This is a genomic window from Janibacter alkaliphilus (assembly GCF_013408565.1).
Classification (GTDB): Bacteria; Actinomycetota; Actinomycetes; order Actinomycetales; family Dermatophilaceae; genus Janibacter; species Janibacter alkaliphilus.
The window spans coordinates 1,950,774-1,967,516 of record NZ_JACBZX010000001.1 but is presented as its reverse complement, the minus strand read 5'-3'; the positions used below and the strand labels follow the sequence as shown (position 1 = coordinate 1,967,516).

At 71.7% G+C, this 16,743-nt stretch carries 20 protein-coding genes; 3 read left to right on the top strand and 17 right to left on the bottom strand.

Features of this window, described 5'->3' with window-relative positions:
• The first annotated feature begins 8 nt into the window (after positions 1-8).
• A complete protein-coding gene (nucS, locus tag BJY28_RS09575; RefSeq protein ID WP_179462807.1) occupies positions 9-704 on the top strand; it encodes an endonuclease NucS in 696 nt (231 codons plus the stop codon).
• 97 nt (positions 705-801) lie between these two features.
• Entirely contained in the window at positions 802-2,259 is a 1,458-nt protein-coding gene (locus BJY28_RS09570; RefSeq protein WP_179462806.1) for a serine hydrolase domain-containing protein, read from the top strand.
• A 63-nt stretch (positions 2,260-2,322) separates the two neighbouring features.
• Here BJY28_RS09570 and BJY28_RS09565 read toward each other — a convergent pair whose 3' ends face one another.
• From BJY28_RS09565 to BJY28_RS09550, 4 genes are all read right to left on the bottom strand, one after another.
• Positions 2,323-2,679 (bottom strand): hypothetical protein, encoded by a 357-nt coding sequence (locus BJY28_RS09565; RefSeq protein ID WP_179462805.1) that lies wholly within the window; start codon positions 2,677-2,679, stop codon positions 2,323-2,325.
• Between the two features lie 7 nt (positions 2,680-2,686).
• Entirely contained in the window at positions 2,687-2,968 is a 282-nt protein-coding gene (locus BJY28_RS09560) for a metalloregulator ArsR/SmtB family transcription factor (protein WP_179462804.1), read from the bottom strand.
• 29 nt (positions 2,969-2,997) lie between these two features.
• Complete coding sequence (locus BJY28_RS09555; RefSeq protein ID WP_246313726.1) at positions 2,998-5,022, bottom strand: protein meaA; 2,025 nt, start codon at positions 5,020-5,022, stop codon at positions 2,998-3,000.
• Between the two features lie 293 nt (positions 5,023-5,315).
• Positions 5,316-5,621 carry an STAS domain-containing protein gene (locus BJY28_RS09550; protein WP_179462802.1) on the bottom strand — a complete coding sequence of 102 codons (306 nt, stop codon included), beginning with the start codon at positions 5,619-5,621 and terminating at the stop codon, positions 5,316-5,318.
• A 185-nt stretch (positions 5,622-5,806) separates the two neighbouring features.
• Here BJY28_RS09550 and BJY28_RS09545 point away from each other — a divergent pair, with 185 nt between their 5' ends.
• Complete coding sequence (locus BJY28_RS09545) at positions 5,807-6,436, top strand: cob(I)yrinic acid a,c-diamide adenosyltransferase (RefSeq protein ID WP_179462801.1); 630 nt, start codon at positions 5,807-5,809, stop codon at positions 6,434-6,436.
• A 62-nt stretch (positions 6,437-6,498) separates the two neighbouring features.
• On the opposite strand, the gene BJY28_RS09540 is transcribed toward BJY28_RS09545, so the two are convergent.
• The 13 genes from BJY28_RS09540 to BJY28_RS09480 all read right to left on the bottom strand — a co-directional run bounded on the left by BJY28_RS09540 (position 6,499) and on the right by BJY28_RS09480 (position 16,710).
• On the bottom strand, positions 6,499-6,930 hold the full coding sequence (locus BJY28_RS09540; RefSeq protein WP_179462800.1) for a DUF2550 family protein: 432 nt from the start codon (positions 6,928-6,930) through the stop codon (positions 6,499-6,501).
• A 7-nt stretch (positions 6,931-6,937) separates the two neighbouring features.
• A complete protein-coding gene (locus tag BJY28_RS09535; protein WP_179462799.1) occupies positions 6,938-7,204 on the bottom strand; it encodes a F0F1 ATP synthase subunit epsilon in 267 nt (88 codons plus the stop codon).
• 84 nt (positions 7,205-7,288) lie between these two features.
• Positions 7,289-7,789 (bottom strand): DUF2752 domain-containing protein, encoded by a 501-nt coding sequence (locus tag BJY28_RS09530; protein WP_179462798.1) that lies wholly within the window; start codon positions 7,787-7,789, stop codon positions 7,289-7,291.
• A gap of 84 nt (positions 7,790-7,873) precedes the next feature.
• On the bottom strand, positions 7,874-9,334 hold the full coding sequence (gene atpD / locus BJY28_RS09525; protein ID WP_179462797.1) for a F0F1 ATP synthase subunit beta: 1,461 nt from the start codon (positions 9,332-9,334) through the stop codon (positions 7,874-7,876).
• Between the two features lie 15 nt (positions 9,335-9,349).
• Positions 9,350-10,252, bottom strand: a complete 903-nt coding sequence (locus BJY28_RS09520) for a F0F1 ATP synthase subunit gamma (RefSeq protein ID WP_179462796.1) — start codon at positions 10,250-10,252, stop codon at positions 9,350-9,352.
• Between the two features lie 115 nt (positions 10,253-10,367).
• A complete protein-coding gene (atpA, locus tag BJY28_RS09515; protein ID WP_179462795.1) occupies positions 10,368-12,005 on the bottom strand; it encodes a F0F1 ATP synthase subunit alpha in 1,638 nt (545 codons plus the stop codon).
• A gap of 77 nt (positions 12,006-12,082) precedes the next feature.
• On the bottom strand, positions 12,083-12,889 hold the full coding sequence (locus BJY28_RS09510) for a F0F1 ATP synthase subunit delta (RefSeq protein ID WP_179462794.1): 807 nt from the start codon (positions 12,887-12,889) through the stop codon (positions 12,083-12,085).
• Complete coding sequence (locus BJY28_RS09505; RefSeq protein WP_179462793.1) at positions 12,889-13,485, bottom strand: F0F1 ATP synthase subunit B; 597 nt, start codon at positions 13,483-13,485, stop codon at positions 12,889-12,891. Before BJY28_RS09505 ends, BJY28_RS09510 begins: the two co-directional genes overlap by 1 nt.
• Before the next feature lie 60 nt (positions 13,486-13,545).
• Positions 13,546-13,758 carry an ATP synthase F0 subunit C gene (locus BJY28_RS09500; protein ID WP_179462792.1) on the bottom strand — a complete coding sequence of 71 codons (213 nt, stop codon included), beginning with the start codon at positions 13,756-13,758 and terminating at the stop codon, positions 13,546-13,548.
• 98 nt (positions 13,759-13,856) lie between these two features.
• The gene (gene atpB / locus BJY28_RS09495; RefSeq protein ID WP_343037042.1) at positions 13,857-14,675 is read right to left on the bottom strand and encodes a F0F1 ATP synthase subunit A; all 819 of its coding nucleotides are present in this window, start codon (positions 14,673-14,675) and stop codon (positions 13,857-13,859) included.
• Positions 14,672-15,043, bottom strand: coding sequence for an AtpZ/AtpI family protein (locus BJY28_RS09490; RefSeq protein ID WP_179462791.1), 372 nt, complete (start codon positions 15,041-15,043; stop codon positions 14,672-14,674). Before BJY28_RS09490 ends, atpB begins: the two co-directional genes overlap by 4 nt.
• Positions 15,040-15,456: a hypothetical protein gene (locus BJY28_RS09485; RefSeq protein ID WP_179462790.1), complete on the bottom strand. Its 417-nt coding sequence runs from the start codon at positions 15,454-15,456 to the stop codon at positions 15,040-15,042. Before BJY28_RS09485 ends, BJY28_RS09490 begins: the two co-directional genes overlap by 4 nt.
• A 117-nt stretch (positions 15,457-15,573) precedes the next feature.
• Positions 15,574-16,710, bottom strand: a complete 1,137-nt coding sequence (locus BJY28_RS09480; RefSeq protein WP_179462789.1) for a glycosyltransferase family 4 protein — start codon at positions 16,708-16,710, stop codon at positions 15,574-15,576.
• Between the last annotated feature and the right edge of the window lie 33 nt (positions 16,711-16,743).

The window sequence follows — 16,743 nt, the reverse complement described above, 5'->3', positions numbered from 1 at the left end:
TGGCCGCCGTGCGTCTGGTGATCGCGACCTGCAGCGTCGACTACGAGGGCCGGCTGACCGCCCATCTGCCGCTGGCGACCCGGCTGCTGCTGGTCAAGGCCGACGGCTCGGTGCTGGTGCACAGCGACGGCGGCTCGTACAAGCCGCTGAACTGGATGTCCCCGCCGTGCGCGATGGCCGAGGTGGAGCCGGACGAGGAGGACGCCGCCGAGGGCGTGCTCAGCGTGTGGAACGTCCAGCACGCCAAGTCCGAGGACCGGCTGCGGGTGAAGATCCACGAGGTCCACCACGACACCGCCCACGAGCTCGGTGTCGACCCGGGCCTGGTCAAGGACGGGGTCGAGGCGCACCTGCAGGCGCTGCTGGCCGAGCACATCACCACCCTCGGCGACGGGTGGAGCCTGGTCCGCCGGGAGTTCATGACGGCGATCGGTCCGGTGGACATCTTGGCCCGGGACCCGAAGGGCGGCAGCGTCGCCATCGAGATCAAGCGCCGCGGCGAGATCGACGGGGTCGAGCAGCTCACCCGCTACCTCGAGCTGATGAACCGGGACCCGGCGCTGCGCCCGGTGACCGGCGTCTTCGCCGCGCAGGCGATCAAGCCGCAGGCACGCACCCTCGCCGAGGACCGCGGCATCCGCTGCGTCGTCCTCGACTACGACCAGCTCAAGGGCATCGACTCCAGCGAGACCCGGCTCTTCTGACGGGGGGGCCGCCGCGCCGCCGGGGTGGGGTATCCCGCCGGTGCGCTCGGGGCCGGGCACCAGTGCCCCGGCAGCGGCGCGACGGAAGCGTAGGGGCATGGACACCGCGACCCCTGCACCCCGCCCCCTCGCCACCCTCCGTACCGGCGCCCGGACCGCCCTCGCCACCACCGGCCTGGGCCTCCTGCTCGCCCCACCGGCCGCCGCCGCGCCCGAGCCGGCCGAGGCCGGCACCGACGTGCGGGCCTACCTGCAGCAGGTCGCCGACGACCAGCAGCTGCCCGGACTTGCCGTCGCCGTCGTCGACGGCGACAGCGTCGGCACCCACATGATCGCGGAGGACGGGGACGGCGCCGCGATGAGCGAGAGCACCCCCTTCCTCCTCGGGTCGGTGTCGAAGTCGGTGACCGCGACCGCCGTGCTCGACCTCGCCGCCGCGGACGAGCTCACCCTCGACGACCGGCTCGGTGACCTGCTGCCCGAGCACGGCATCGCCGACGAGCGCGCCGACGACATCACGGTGCAGCAGCTGCTCACCCACACCGCCGGCCTGACCACCGCCGACGGGCTGGCTCACGCCGACCGCTTCGACACCGCGTCGGGCGCCCTGCAGCGGCAGGCGACCGGACTGGACGACGTCACCCTCGCCCGCGACCCCGGCGCCGGCTACGAGTACAGCGACCTGGGCTACCTGCTGCTCGGGGCGATCGTCGAGGAGCAGGCCGGGGCGCCCTTCGCCGAGGTCGTCACCGACCGGGTGCTGGCCCCCGCCGGGGTGGAGCAGGTGGTCGCCGACGAGGCCTCTGCCGAGGCGCTGCCGCCGGGGCACCGCCAGGTGCTCGGCCGACCGGTCGCCTTCGACACCCGCTACGACACCTCGGGCGCCCCCTACGGCTACCTCGGCACCGACCTCGACGGTGCCGCCGCGTGGGCCCGCGCCCAGCTCGGTGGCGGCGGGATCGACGAGGCGACCCTGGCCGAGCTGCACACCGCGCGGGTGCAGACCGGCAGCGGCGACGCCTACGGCTACGGCTGGCGGGTCGGCGAGCAGGACGGCCACAGCCTGGTGGAGCACACCGGCGCGACCCCGGGCTACTTCAGCCACGTGCGGGTGCAGCCGGAGCGTGACCGGGCGGTCGTCGTGCTGGCGAACAGCTACAGCGAGGCACGGGCCGGGGCCCTCTACGACGTCGCCGGCGACGTGCAGCGCATCCTCGACGGTGAGCAGCCGCAGCGCAGCGGCGCCGACCCGGTGCTGGCCGGCGCCCCCTTCGCGGTGCTCGGGCTGAGCGTCGTGGGCGTCCTGGCCGCGCTGGCCGCGCTGCGTCGGGGCACGCCGACCCGGGTCCTCGTCCTCGTCGCCGGCGTCCTGCTGACCGCGCTCGCCCTGGTGGCGCCCTCGCTGCTCGGCTACACCTCGGCGCAGCTGCGGCTGTGGGCGCCCGACCTGGGCTGGGGGCTGTGGGCCGTCGTCGCGACCTGGAGCGTCGCCGGGCTGACCGCCGCCGTGGCCATGGTCCGTCGGCGGGGACGGGGCCGGGACGCGGCCGGCTGACGAGGACCGACGGGCCACGTCCGCGGCCCGGGTGGGTGCACCCGGGCCGCGGTCGTCGGCCGGTCAGGCGAGGACGCGGACACCGTCGTCGTCGACCTCGAGACGACGCGGCAGCCGGGTGGCCACCAGGGCCAGGCACCGGGGCAGGTCGGCACCGCCGACCAGCAGCAGCACGCCCTCCCCGCGATACCGGTCGGCCAGCTCCTGCAGCGCCGACGGCTCGTCCACCAGCGCTTCGTGAGGCACCTCGAGCTGGATCGCCAGCCGTGCCGCCTGCTCGCCCGTGGGCCCGAACGACGCCACCGCGGCGATCCGCTCGTCGTCCAGCCGTCCCGACCCTGGAGCAGCGTCCGGGACCAGGTCTGCGCGCAGCTCCTCGACCCGGGCGAGGATCACGACGGCGGCGCAGTGCAGACCCACCGGGTGCTCAGTCCTCGGCGGCGTGCCGGACGGCGTCCTGGACGATGTGCGTCACGTGCTCGTCGGCGATCCGGTAGAGCCGCTGCCGACCCTCGTGCTCGGCGTCGACGAGGCCGGCCATCCGCAGCACCCGCAGGTGCTGGGACATCAGGGTCGGCGAGGCCTCCACGACCGCGGCCAGCTCGGCGACGCTGCGTGGTCCCTCGGTGAGCTCGTGGACGACCCGCAGGCGCACCGGTGAGGAGAGCACCTTGAAGAGCTCCGCGGCGGCAGCGATCCGTTCGTCCACCGGCTCAACCTACCCCGGCGGCGGCAGGGTCAGCCCGCCGTGACGGCCTCGCCCACCTCGGCCGGCAGACCGCGCGAGGCGCGGATGATCTCGACGAAGCGGGACATGATGTCGTTGAGCCCGAAGTCCTTCGGCGTGAAGACGGCGGCGACGCCCATCTCGGTGAGCCGGGCGGCGTCGGACTCGGGGATGATGCCGCCGACGATGACCGGCAGGTCGTCCGCGCCCTGGTCGGCCAGGCCGGAGATGACGTCGGGGACGAGCTCCATGTGCGACCCGGAGAGGATCGAGACGCCGACGAGGTGGACGTCCTCGGCGACCGCCGCCGAGACGATCTGGTCGGGGGTGAGCCGGATCCCCTGGTAGACCACCTCGAAGCCGGCGTCGCGTGCCCGGACGGCGATCTGCTCGGCGCCGTTGCTGTGCCCGTCCAGGCCGGGCTTGCCGACGAGCACCCGCAGCCGCTCGCCAAGCTCGGCCTCGGTGGCCCGCACCCGCTCGCGCACCGCGGTCAGGCTGGCGTCGGCGCCGTCACCGACCCCGACCGACCCGCTCACCCCGGTCGGCGCCCGGAACTCTCCGAAGACGTCGCGCAGCGCCTGCGCCCACTCCCCCACGGTCACCTCGGCGCGGGCGCACTCCAACGAGGCCTCCATGAGGTTCTCGTCCGTGCCGGCGGCCTCCTGGAGCCGGCTCAGCGCCGCCCGGGCGCGCTCCTGCTTGGCCGGGTCGCCGTCCCGCTGCTCGCGCCAGGCACGGACCGCCTCGACGGCGGCGGCCTCGACACCGGCGTCGACCGTCTGGATCGCCGTGTCCAGGTCGGCGGTCAGCGGGTTCGGCTCGGTGGTCTCGTACTTGTTGACCCCGACGATGATGTCCTCGCCGGCCTCGATCCGCTGGCGGCGCAGGGCGTGCGAGGCGACCAGCGCCGACTTCATGTAGCCGGACTCGACCGCCGGCACCGCCCCGCCCATCTCCTGGATCCGGTCGATCTCCGCCTTCGCCCCGGCGACGAGCTCGGCCACCTTCGCCTCGACGACGGTGGAGCCGGTGAAGAGGTCGTCGTACTCGAGCAGGTCGGTCTCGTAGGCGAGCACCTGCTGCATCCGCAGGCTCCACTGCTGGTCCCACGGCCGGGGCAGGCCGAGCGCCTCGTTCCACGCGGGCAGCTGCACGGCGCGGGCGCGGGCGTCCTTGCTCATCGTCACGGCGAGCATCTCGATGAGGATGCGCTGGACGTTGTTCTCCGGCTGCGCCTCGGTCAGGCCCAGGCTGTTGACCTGGACGCCGTAGCGGAAGCGGCGCTGCTTGGCCTCGGTCACCCCGTAGCGGTCGCGGGTCAGCTCGTCCCACAGCTCGACGAAGGCGCGCATCTTGCACATCTCCTCGACGAAGCGCACGCCGGCGTTGACGAAGAAGGAGATCCGGGCGACCACCTTGCCGAACTCCTCCGGCGGCACCACCCCGCTGGCGCGCACCTCGTCGAGGACGGCGATCGCGGTGCTCATCGCGTAGGCGATCTCCTGCACGGGGGTCGCCCCGGCCTCCTGCAGGTGGTAGCTGCAGATGTTGGTCGGGTTCCACTTCGGGATGGCCTCGACCGTGTAGTTGACCATATCGGTGATCAGCCGCATCGAGGGTCCGGGCGGGAAGACGTACGTCCCGCGGCTGAGGTACTCCTTGATGATGTCGTTCTGGGTGGTCCCGGCCAGCCGCTGCACGATCTCCTCGACCGGCTCACCGGCGGTCTCGGCCTGCTCCTCGGCGGCCACCTGGTACATCGCGAGCATGTACATCGCGGTGGCGTTGATCGTCATCGAGGTGTTCATCTCGCCGAGCGGGATCTCGGCGAAGAGCTGACGCATGTCGCCGATGTGGCTGATCGGCACGCCGACCTTGCCGACCTCGCCGCGGGAGAGCACGTGGTCCGGGTCGTAGCCGGTCTGGGTCGGCAGGTCGAAGGCGACCGAGAGCCCGGTCTGGCCCTTGGCCAGGTTGCGCCGGTAGAGCGCGTTGGAGGCGGCCGCGCTGGAGTGCCCGGCGTAGGTCCGCATCACCCACGGTCGGTCGCGCTCGGGGCGGCTCGCCTCGGCGGCGGGGGTGGGGGCGTCGGTGCTCTCGGACATAGGGGCAAGGTACCTGCGCCGGGTCGCCAGCGGCAGGGCCCACCCCCTTCGCCCGGGGGTGAAAGTGGCCACAGGCGGGCGGACGTCGGCCCGCAGGACGCGCGGACGGGCGCGGCGGCCAGGCCCGCGGGCGGCGGGTGGGAGAACCGCTCGGATGCCGGAGAAGCCTTCCCCGGCGAACGAGCCTTTATCGGGTTACCCGATAAAGGCTCGGGGCGCGGTCAGTCGACGAGGAGGCGGCCCATGCGGGAGCGCCACAGCAGCCGGCGGGTGCGGGCGTCGGCCCCGGAGAAGCGCAGCGCGCGCCCGGCGTGCGAGGCCCGCACGTGCGAGGAGAGCAAGGTGGCGAAGCCGGTGGAGTCGCGCACCGTCGTCCCGCTCAGGTCGATCACCAGCGGCCCGCTCCCCTGGCGGATCGCCGCGATGAGCTGGTGCCTCAGATCCGGCGCGTGGTGCACGTCGAAGGGCACGGTGATGCTCACCGTGGTGGTGGCCTCCTCCTCGAGGAGGATGGCTGCTGCACTCATGACGGGTTCCCCTTGTCCCCTGCGTCTGCCGTCGGGACAACTGTGCCTGATGTGACATCGGCCACGCAGCACCAACCCGTCACGAGTGGATCACGATGCCGCTGCCTGCCGGGGCCGCCCGCTACCTGCCGGACCCCCTGCCGCTGCCTGCCAGAGCCTCACCCTCGCTCTGCGACGATGGGCCCATGGTCAACCTCACGAAGATCTACACCCGGACCGGTGACGAGGGGACCACCGCGCTCGGCGACTTCTCCCGCACCGCCAAGACCGACCCGCGGCTGGCGGCCTACGCCGACGCCAACGAGGCGAACGCGGCGATCGGGGTGGCCGTGGCCGGCGGCGGCCTGGACGAGGACGTCGTCGCCACCCTCACCCGGGTGCAGAACGACCTCTTCGACCTCGGCGCCGACCTGTCCACCCCGCTGCGCCAGGACCCGCCGCACCCGCCGCTGCGGGTGCGCCAGCAGTGGATCGACGAGCTCGAGGCCGACTGCGACCGCTACCTCGAGCGCCTCGAGCCGCTGCGCTCCTTCATCCTCCCCGGCGGCACCCCGGCCGCGGCGCAGCTGCACGTGGCGACGACCGTGGTCCGACGGGCCGAGCGGTCGGCGTGGGCGGCCCGTGAGGCCTACGGCACGGACGAGGCCGACGACCGGGGCACCGGCGGGGTCAACCCGCTGACGACGACCTATCTCAACCGGCTCTCGGACCTGCTCTTCGTGCTGGCCCGGGTCGCCAACCTGGCGGTCGGCGGCGACGTGCTGTGGCAGCCCGGCGGTGGGCGCGAGGAGCGGCCGGAGCGCCGCCGCGGCTGAGCCGCGCCCCGCCCTCCGGCGTCGACCCGGCGTCGACCCGGCGACGGACCGGGCGTCTCGGCTCAGGCGACGTTGACGCCGTGCCCGGGCGGCGCGGACTCCAGCCAGGAGCGCACCGTGAAGTAGACCTGTCGCTCGACGGCCAGGTCGGCCAGGTGCCCGGCGGGACCGTGCAGGCTGATCGCCACCGGCCGCTCCAGGCCGGGCACGCTGACCTGCTCGTCCTGCGGGGTGCTGATCTCGAGGTCGTCGCGCGGCCACAGCAGCCGAGGCCGCGTGGTCACCCCGGTGACGCTGAACCAGCCGAGCCCCTCGGGCCCCAGCCGCAGCAGACCCAGCCGCCAGCGCGGCCGCCCGGGCAGACGCACCGCGCACAGCGCGATCGGCCCGAGCGCCCCGATCCGACGGCGGCGGACCAGGATCAGCGCCAGCCAGGCCAGCACCAGCAGGCACCCCGCAGCGAGGAGGATCTCCGTCAGCTGCAGGGTGGACATGACCGGGTCAGGCGTCGGCGTCGGTCACCGTCTCGGCGACGATCGTCACGGAGTCGTGGTCGACGGAGAGGAAGCCGCCGTCGATCCGGGCGGTCTGGTCGCCGCCCTCGGTGGCGTGGATGATCACGTCGCCCTCGATGAGCACCCCGAGCAGCGGGGTGTGGCCGGGCATGATGCCGATCTCACCCTCGGCGGTACGGGCACGGACCATGGAGGCCTCGCCGGACCAGACCTTGCGGTCGGCCGCGACGAGTTCGACGTTCAGCGAGCTCACGGGTGGGAGTCCTTCGTCTCCGGCGGCAGGGGCTGCTCCCATGGTAGCGGCGCCGTGGCGACCCCCCGACCACGGGGGCGGGCGTCAGGAGACGACCAGCGCGAAGGTGTCGTACCCGAGGGAGAGGCTGACGATCCGCCAGGTCGAGTAGGCCAGCCAGGCCCCGACGAGGACGAGCACCGGCCGGGGCCGGATGAGGTCGAAGAAGCGCTCGGGCGGGCGGCGTCGCAGCAGCGCCCAGGCGGTGTACCCGACGACCGCGACCGTGGCGGCCATGACCAGCGGTCCGAAGGCGTTGTACGCGAAGGCCCCGGAGATGTCTCCGTGGGCGAGGTGCACCCACGAGCGGGTCATCCCGCAGCCGGGGCAGGGCAGCCCGGTGGTCATCTGCAGCAGGCAGGTGCTCTGGCCGTTGTCGACGCTGCTCACCGGCCACAGGGCGGCGATCACCAGCCCGATCGAGCCCACCGCGGCCAGCGCGAGGGTGACGATCCGGGAGGGCAGGGAGTACGCCCGCCCCTGGTCGGCCGGCGGGGGCACCGGCGCCTGGGCGAGGTAGCCCTGCTGCGGGACCGGGTTGCTCATGGCGGCCAGTGTACAGGCCCCGGCAACGACGGCGCCCGCCCCCTTCCACCGTGGGAAGGGGGCGGCCGTCGGGAGCGGGTGGGCTCAGAGGTCCTTCTGGATCTCCGCCCACTGGCGCTCGACGTCGTCGAGGCCACCGCACATGAAGAAGGCCTGCTCGCCGACGTGGTCGTACTCGCCGTCGGCGATCTTGGTGAAGGCCTCGATGGTGTCGCTCAGCGGGACGGTCGAGCCCTCGATGCCGGTGAACTGCTTGGCCACGTAGGTGTTCTGCGACAGGAACCGCTGGATCCGGCGGGCCCGGTTGACGAGGAGCTTGTCCTCCTCGGAGAGCTCGTCGATGCCGAGGATCGCGATGATGTCCTGCAGCTCCTTGTTGCGCTGCAGGATCGACTTCACGCGCACCGCGGTGGCGTAGTGGTCGTGGCTGATGTACCGCGGGTCGAGGATCCGGCTCGTCGAGGTGAGCGGGTCCACGGCCGGGTAGATGCCCTGCGAGGCGATCTCACGGCTCAGCTCGGTGGTCGCGTCGAGGTGGGCGAAGGTGGTCGCCGGCGCCGGATCGGTGTAGTCGTCGGCGGGGACGTAGATCGCCTGCATCGAGGTGATCGAGTGACCACGGGTCGAGGTGATGCGCTCCTGCAGCACGCCCATCTCGTCGGCCAGGGTCGGCTGGTAGCCCACCGCGGACGGCATCCGGCCCAGCAGGGTGGAGACCTCCTGGCCGGCCTGGGTGAACCGGAAGATGTTGTCGATGAAGAGGAGCACGTCCTGCTTCTGCACGTCGCGGAAGTACTCCGCCATGGTCAGCGCGGAGAGGGCGACGCGCAGGCGGGTGCCCGGCGGCTCGTCCATCTGGCCGAAGACCAGGGCGGTCTGGCCGAGGACGCCGGCCTCCTCCATCTCGACCATGAGGTCGTTGCCCTCACGGGTGCGCTCGCCGACACCGGCGAAGACCGAGACACCGCCGTGGTCGCGGGCGACACGGGCGATCATCTCCTGGATGAGCACCGTCTTGCCCACGCCGGCGCCGCCGAAGAGGCCGATCTTGCCGCCCTGGACGTAGGGGGTGAGCAGGTCGATGACCTTGATGCCGGTCTCGAACATCGCGGTCTTGGACTCGAGCTGGTCGAAGGCGGGCGCCGGGCGGTGGATCCCCCACCGCTCGTTGACCTCCAGCGTCTCGCCTTCCTCGAGGTTGAGGCAGACACCGGTGGTGTTGAAGACCTTGCCGAGGGTGGCGTCGCCGACCGGCACGGAGATCGGGCCGCCGCTGTCGCGCACCTGGGTGCCGCGGACCAGGCCGTCGGTGGGCTGCAGCGAGATCGCCCGGACCATGTTGTCGCCGATGTGCTGGGCGACCTCGAGGTTGAGGTCCTTGGTCTCCCCGCCGACCTCGACCTGCGTGGTGAGCAGGTTGTAGGGGTCGGGCATCTCGTCGGCAGCGAACTCGACGTCGACGACCGGGCCGGTGACCCGGGAGATGCGACCGACGCCGCCGGGGGTCTGGGTGTCCTGCGCGGACTCGGGAACGGTGGCAGTCATGTGCTCTCTACCTTCTCACTTCGAGTCGGCGAGGGCGGTGGCCCCACCGACGATCTCGGAAATCTCTTGGGTGATCTCGGCCTGGCGGGCCTGGTTGGCCAGCCGCGTGTACTTCTTGATGAGCTCTTCGGCGTTGTCGGTCGCCGACTTCATCGCCCGCTGGCGGGCGGCGAGCTCGGAGGCGGAGGCGCTGAGCAGGCAGGCGAAGATCCGCGAGCTGACGTACCGCGGCAGCAGCGTGTCGAGCAGCTCCTCGGCGTTCGGCTCGAACTCGTAGAGCGGGTACAGCTCCTCGTCGGAGGTGTCCTCCTCGGACTCGACGACCTCCAGCGGGAGCAGCCGGACCACGGTCGGCTCCTGCGTGACCATGCTGACGAAGCGGGTGAAGACGACGTGCACCTCGTCGACCCCGGCCTCGGTGTCGGTGTCCTTGAGGAAGTCGGCGACCAGCCGCTCCCCGATCTCGCGGGCGTCCTCGAAGGTCGGCTTCTCGGTGAAGCCGGTCCACTCGGCGGCGTACTCGCGCTTGCGGAAGCTGTAGTAGCTCACCGCGCGCCGGCCGACGAGGTAGGGCACGACCTCCTTGCCCTCCTCGCGCAGGCGGGTGGTCAGCCGCTCCCCCTCCTTGAGCACGTTGGCGTTGTAGCCGCCGGCCAGGCCGCGGTCCGCGGCGATGACGAGCACCGCGGCGCGCTTGACGTCGGGCTTCTCGCTGGTCAGCGGGTGGTCCTCGTCGGAGAAGGTGGCCACCGCCGACGCGGCCTTGGTCAGGGCCTGGGCGTAGGGCGTCGCCGCCCGGACCGCCTGCTGCGCCCGGACCACCCGCGAGGCGGCCATGAGCTCCATGGCCCGGGTGATCTTCTTCGTCGCGCTGACGGAGCGGATGCGCTGCCGGTACTCCCGGATCTGCGCTCCCATATCTGTCCGCCTCTCTCCTCTGGTGGGTGCGACCGCCGCTGGTGCGGAGCGGGTCGCGGCTGCTGCTGCGGGCCGGGCCGGCCCGGGTGCCGGTCAGGGCACCCGGGCTGATGGCTCAGCGCTTCTGCGTGACGATCTGCTCCTGGGTCGGGTCCTGCCCGTCCTCGTCGTCGTCGGACTCGTCGGTGGCGACGAGCTCGTCGTCGCCGGAGGGCTGGAAGCCCTGCTTGAAGCTGGCGATCTCGCTCTCCAGCGCCTCCGAGGTGGAGTCCTCGAACTTGCCGCTCTCCCGGATCCCGTCGAGCAGGTCCTGCTTGGTGCGGCGCAGGTGGTCGATGAACTCGGCCTCGAAGCGCTGCACGTCACCGGTCGGGATCGAGTCCAGCTGGCCGGTGGTCCCGGCCCAGATGGCCACGACCTGCTCCTCGACCGGCATCGGGTCCGACTGGCGCTGCTTGAGCAGCTCGACCAGGCGGGCACCGCGGGCCAGCTGCTGCTTGGAGGCCGGGTCCAGGTCGGAGGCGAACATCGCGAAGGCCTCGAGCTGGCGGTACTGCGCCAGGTCGAGCTTGAGCCGGCCGGAGACCTTCTTCATCGCCTTGATCTGGGCGTCACCGCCGACGCGGGAGACCGAGATACCCACGTCGATGGCCGGCCGGACGTCGGAGTTGAAGAGGTCGGCCTGCAGGTAGATCTGGCCGTCGGTGATGGAGATGACGTTGGTCGGGATGTACGCCGAGACGTCGCCCGCCTTCGTCTCGATGATCGGCAGACCGGTCATCGAGCCGGCACCGAGGTCGTCGGAGAGCTTGGCGCAGCGCTCCAGCAGCCGCGAGTGCAGGTAGAAGACGTCGCCCGGGTAGGCCTCGCGGCCCGGCGGGCGGCGCAGCAGCAGCGACATCGCGCGGTAGGCCTCGGCCTGCTTGCTCAGGTCGTCGAAGACGATGAGCACGTGCTTGCCCTGGTACATCCAGTGCTGGCCGATGGCCGAGCCGGTGAAGGGGGCGAGGTACTTGAAGCCGGCCGCGTCCGAGGCCGGGGCCGCGACGATGGTGGTGTACTCCATCGCGCCCGCCTCCTCGAGGGTGCCCTTGACCGAGGCGATCGTGGAGCCCTTCTGGCCGATGGCGACGTAGATGCAGCGGACCTGCTTCTCCGGGTCGCCGGTCTCCCAGTACTCCTTCTGGTTGATGATCGTGTCCACCGCGACCGTGGTCTTGCCGGTCTGGCGGTCGCCGATGATCAGCTGCCGCTGCCCCCGGCCGACCGGGGTCATCGCGTCGACGGCCTTGAGGCCGGTCTGCAGCGGCTCGTGCACCGACTTGCGCTGCACGACGGTGGGGGCCTGCAGCTCGAGCGCGCGGCGGGTCTCCGCGGCGATCTCGCCGAGCCCGTCGATCGGCTGGCCGAGCGGGTCGACGACCCGGCCGAGGAAGCCGTCGCCGACCGGGACGGAGAGGACCTCGCCGGTGCGCTTGACCTCCTGGCCCTCCTCGATGTTGGAGAAGTCACCGAGGATGACGACGCCGATCTCGTGGACGTCGAGGTTCAGCGCGAGACCGAGGGTGCCGTCCTCGAACTGCAGCAGCTCGTTGGTCATCGCCGAGGGCAGGCCCTCGACGTGGGCGATGCCGTCACCGGTGTCGGTGACGCGACCGACCTCCTCGCGGGAGGCGGCGCCCGGGTTGTAGGACTGGACGTAGCCGTCCAGGGCGTCCCGGATCTCCTCCGGACGGATCGAAAGCTCCGTCATGTGTCTCTCTCCTGAAATCGCCGGCCTGCTGGCCGGAAGGTCTGTGTCGGTCGGGCGTCGGTGGGCGGTGGCCGGTCTCAGCCGGCGAGGTGGCGCTTGGCCTGCTCGAGGCGGCGCAGCACGGTGCCGTCGACGACCTCGTCGCCGACCTGGACCCGGATGCCGCCGATGACGTCCGGGTCGATGATCTGCTGCACCAGGACCGGCTTGCCGTAGAGGCGCTGCAGCGCGGCGCTGAGCCGGGTGCGCTGCTCCTCGCTGAGCTCGCCGGCGGTGGTGACCTCGGCGGTGACCTGCTCGCGCCGCTCGGCGGCCACGGCGAGGTAGGTCTCCAGGCTGCGGTCGATCCGACGCCCGCGGGGGGCGAGGACGGCCTGCCGGGCGAGCCGGACGGTCTCGGCCGCCGCCTTGCCCTCGAGCAGCCGGGAGACCAGCTCGGCCTTCGGCCCGGCCTCGGCCTGGCGGTTGGCCAGCGCGTCCCGCAGCTCGGGGGTGCCGGCGACGATCCGCTCGAAGCGGAAGAGCTCGTCCTCGACGGCGTCGATCCGCAGCGCGTCCTCGGCGCCCTTGAGGACGCCCTCGACGGCGAAGCGCTCCAGGGTGTCGGTCAGGTCCCGCTCGCGGGACCAGCGCTGCGCGGCCAGGGTGGCGACGACCTCGACGGTCGGCTCGCTGACCTTGCCGCCGAGCAGCCGACGGACCAGGTCCGAGCGGTCGCTCCCCTCGCGGGAGGGGTCGACGACGGCGCGACGCAGGGTCGCGTTGTCGTCGAGCAGCGCGGTCACCCCGAAGAGCTCCTCACCGGTCTGCTGGGCCTGCCCGGCGAGGGCCTGCTCCAGCGCCGGGCGGGACTCGGCGACGGCGAAGCGGGAGGCGCCTCGCATCAGGAGTCACTCCCGGCGCGGGAGACCTTCTCCGGCTGCACCTGGCCGGACTCCAGCTCGCCGAGGAAGCGGTCGATGAGCTGCTGCCGGTTGCCCTGGTCCTGCAGCTCGTGACCGACGATGCGGCCGGCCAGGTCGGTGGAGAGCCGGCCGACGTCGTTGCGCAGGGAGACCGCGGCCTGCTGGCGCTCGGCCTCGATCTGCTTGTGCGCCGACTCGGTGATCCGGTTCGCCTCGTCCTGGGCCTGGGTGCGCATCTCCGCGACGATCGCGGCGCCCTCGGCGCGCGCGTCCTCACGGATCTTGGCGGCCTCGGAGCGAGCCTCGGCCAGCTGGGCCTCGTACTGCTTCTTGGCGGCCTCAGCCTCGGCCTGCGCGTTCTCCGCCTGGGCGATGCCGCCCTCGATCGCGGCGTGCCGCTCCTCGTAGGCCTTCTCCATGTTGGGGACGACGTACTTCGCCACCACGAAGAGAAGGATCGCGAACATGATGAACCCGAAGATGAGCTCAGGGATGTGCGGGATGAGCGGCATGGTCTCGCCCTCAGCCGCCGGAGCGAGGCTCACGACCGACGATGCGGTTGCCGTGATCTGCACGGGTACTCCTTGGTGCTGGTCTGGTCACGGGTGAGGAGCGGGCCGGATCGGCCCGCCGCCTCAGTTGTTGATGAAGAAGAGGACCAGGCCGAAGATCGCGAGCGCCTCGGCGAGGGCGAAGCCGAGGATGGCGATCGGCTGGAGGATGTTGCGGGCCTCGGGCTGACGGGCGACACCGTTGATGTAGGCGGCGAAGATCAGACCGACGGCGATCGCCGGGCCGATGGCGGCCAGGCCGTAACCGATGAGGGAGACGGAGCCGGTGATTTCCACGGTTGCTCTCTTTCGTGTTTCTGTGATGCCTTCACGGAGGACCCGCGAAGAAGTAGGTGGGCTATTCGGTTGTGGGTACTGCGGTCGAGACCGCCGACTCAGTGGTCGTCGGCGAGCGCCCCCGCGATGTAGCTGGCGGTGAGCAGGACGAAGACGAACGCCTGGAGGAACTGCACCAGGAGCTCGAAGAGGATCATCACCCCGGCCATGAGGAAGGTCGGCAGGGACATCAGCCGCAGCAGGATGCCGTCGGCGTCTAGCAGGAAGTAGGCACCGGCGGTGACGAAGAGGTAGACCACCATGTGGCCGGCGAACATGTTGCCGAAGAGTCGCAGGGCGAGCGTCAGCGGGCGGGTGATGAAGTAGGTCACCAGCTCCAGCAGGAAGATCACCGGCGCGATCCAGCCCGGCAGGCCCGGGGGCACCATGTGCTTGAAGTAGCCGACGAAGCCCATCCGCTGGAAGCCGATCCAGTGGTAGACGACGTAGACGACGACGGTCATCGCAATCGGGAAGGCGATCTTGCCGGTGACCGGGTTCATGGTGAGGAAGAAGGAGCCGGCCAGGTTGAAGAAGAGCACCATGGCGAAGAGGCTCACCAGGAGCGGCAGGAACCGCTTGAACTCCTTGGTCCCGATCATGTCCCGCGCGACGGTGTTGCGGGGGAAGTTGTAGAAGCCCTCGAAGAGCCACTGGCCCTTGCTCGGGACGACCGCGGCGTTCTTGCTCAGCCGCACCATGACGACGCACAGGACCGCGGTGATGATGCCGGCCCAGGCCATCTGGTTGGTCACGGTGATGCCGCCGACCTCGAAGAGCGGCTGCCAGAAGATCGCCGGGGTGGGGGCCTCGAAGCCCTCACCGCCGCTGGCCGCGGGCGCGAGCGTGCTGATGGACGCGGGCGCAGTCAGAGTCACTGATTCTCCTCGTTCTGTGGCTCGGCACCGGGCAGCGCAGACTCGCCGCGGGCAGGGGTGGGTGCCTGGGACGTACCGTACCGGAGCCAGATCGTGTAGAGCGACAGGGCCATCCCGCACACGGCCCCGAGGGCCACGAGGAAGGCCGTGCCCAGCCACTGGTCGACCAGCCAGCCGAGACCGCCGAAGAGCAGCGGGCCGGTGATGAGGTAGGCCAGGACCGTCGCGCCCATCGCGTCGGCCTGCGCCGCGGGGTGCGGGGCCGTCTCGTCGCGCGCGTACCGAGCCTCGGCCGCACGCTGGTGGTCAGGATCGGGAAGCGCCTTCGTCACCAGCCGGGGGGCGGCATCCTGCCGACGCCGGCTCATGCCCGGCCTCCCTCGGGGTAGAGCACGTGCCGCGAACGGACGTACCCGTGGATCTGGGCCACCTGCAGCGCCAGGGTCTGCAGGATGGCGGTCGCCGAGGCCACCGTGCCCTGCAGCCACGGGGCGTCCCGCACCGCGAGCAGCGCCGCCGTCAGCACGATGAGCTGCCCGAGGTACACCAGGTAGGCGCCAGCCATCGAGGTGGGCGCGTCCCGCACGACGAGGCTGATGGACAACAGGCCGATCAGCAGGACCGCGTAGGCCAGCGCGCTGCCGACGAGGGCGCTCAGCGCACCGTCGCTGCCGCCTATCGCCGCACCGGCCGCGGTGAAGACCACGAGACCGACGCTCCCGACGACGACCAGTTCGCGCAGCATGCCCTGGACCGGGGTGCGGCGGGGTGGTGTCGACATCGGCATCACTTCGTCGGTGGGGTCTCTGGCAGGGCCTCTCGGCGCTTGTGAAAACTATCACAAGCGTCTCGGACACCACCAATCATGCCTGCTGCAGGGCCTGCGCGGGGCCGCGCGTCAGGCGTCGAGACGGCGCCCGTGGGCGTCGAAGGTCTTCGGCCGGTGCCCGGGTCGGGAGTAGCGCGGCAGCCAGGCGGTCAGCGCGGCCGCGACGGCCAGCATGAGCACCAGCGAGGCCACCGCGACCGGGACCGGGACGAAGACGAGGCTCACCGCACCGAGCGCCACCACCCCGGCCCACAGCCACAGCAGCAGGACCGCGCGGCGGTGCCCGTGACCGATCTGCAGCATCCGGTGGTGCAGGTGCTGGCTGTCGGCCTCCCACGGGTGCTGCCCGCGCAGGGTGCGTCTGCCGATCGCCCAGACGACGTCGAGCAGCGGCAGCAGGATGATCGAGATCGGGATGAGCAGCGGCAGCACCGTGGCGGCCAGCGGGTCGGCGCTGACGTCGGTGGGGTTGACCGTGCCGGTGGTGCTGATCGTCGCCGCGGCCAGCAGCAGCCCCAGCAGCATCGAGCCGGAGTCGCCCATGAAGAGCCGTGCCGGGAAGACGTTGTGCGGCAGGAAGCCCAGGCAGCAGCCCAGCAGCGCCGCGGCGATGAAGCTCGCCGAGGAGAAGACGTTGGGCGGGTTGTAGCCGGAGGAGATGAGGTAGCTGTAGGCGAAGAAGGCGCCGCTGGCGATCGCCACCATCCCCCCGGCCAGGCCGTCCAGACCGTCGATGAAGTTCACCGCGTTGATGCACAGCAGCACCACGAGCACGGTGATGAGCACGAGGATCGGCGAGGGCAGCACGGTGACCACGCCGATCGGCAGCGAGAAGAGCTGCACCCCGGCGAAGGCCATGATCGCCGCGGCGACGAGCTGACCGCCGAGCTTGGTCAGCGGGTCGAGCTCGCGCACGTCGTCGATCGCGCCGAGCAGGCAGACGATGGCACCACCGGCCAGCACCCCGAGCAGCTCACCGGTGTCGAAGATCTGGGTGAGGAAGGGCAGCTGGGAGGCCACCAGGGTGGAAGCCGCGTAGCCCAGCAGCATCGCCACCCCGCCCAGCCGCGGGATCGGCACCGCGTGCACGTCCCGCTCCCGCACCGGGGTGAAGGCCCCCACCCGCACGGCGAGCGCGCGCATCGCCGGCACCGAGACGTAGGTGACGGCGAGCGCGACGAGGAAGACGAAGAGGTACTCGCGCATGGGCGGGTCCCGGCTCCCGGTGACCGGGGCTCA